Genomic DNA, 688 nt, shown 5'->3' on the forward strand with positions numbered 1-688 from the left:
ATACGAGATGCAGCTAGTCTCGTGGGCTCGGGATGGACGTGACCGACACCAATCATCGGCGCGTCCGACGCGCGGCAGCCCGCCTCGGCCTCGACACAAGCCATTTCAAGAGGCGGAGCTGGGGGCGGCCCGAGCGGCCCGCACCTGCCCCCCTCGCTTCACGCGTGCTGGTCGTTCTGCCCGACCACGCGGGACGCACCAACAGGGTCCAGCTCCACCGAGCCCTGGACGAACTCGGAGTGACCTACGCATGCGAGGGCTGCGGCAACACCGGGGAGTGGCTGGGGCGGCCCATCACCTTGCAGATCGACCACGTCAACGGAGACTGGCGTGACAACCGCCGGGGGAACCTGCGATACCTGTGTCCCAACTGCCATGCACTGACAGATACGTGGTGCCGCCAGAAGGGAAGGACGGCCCTCACGGGGTGAGCCGTTCCCCCGTACACTGAGGTCGCCGGTCAGGCGTCATGACCGATTGTGAGCGGCCGTGATGGAATGGCAGTCATGCTGGGTTTAGGTCCCAGTGGGTTAACGCCCGTGTGGGTTCGAATCCCACCGGCCGCACTGCCCCCCACCTTCGAAATGAAGGCAGGGGGCGTTTTCATAAGTCACCCCAGCAGCTCCCGCACCACCGGTACCAGCTCCCGGAAGGCCTTGCCGCGGTGGCTGATGGCGTTCTTCTCCGC

General features: G+C 66.0%; 1 tRNA gene and 1 pseudogene. One reads left to right on the top strand and one right to left on the bottom strand.

Annotated elements, in window-relative coordinates:
• Positions 1-483: 483 nt before the first annotated feature.
• Positions 484-566, top strand: a tRNA-Leu gene (locus EF918_RS36415).
• A gap of 44 nt (positions 567-610) precedes the next feature.
• On the opposite strand, the pseudogene EF918_RS36420 reads toward EF918_RS36415, so the two are convergent.
• A pseudogene (locus EF918_RS36420) lies at positions 611-688 on the bottom strand (non-canonical purine NTP pyrophosphatase); the annotation flags it as partial.

The sequence above is a fragment of the Streptomyces sp. WAC06614 genome, from assembly GCF_003949795.1.
GTDB lineage: Bacteria > Actinomycetota > Actinomycetes > Streptomycetales > Streptomycetaceae > Streptomyces.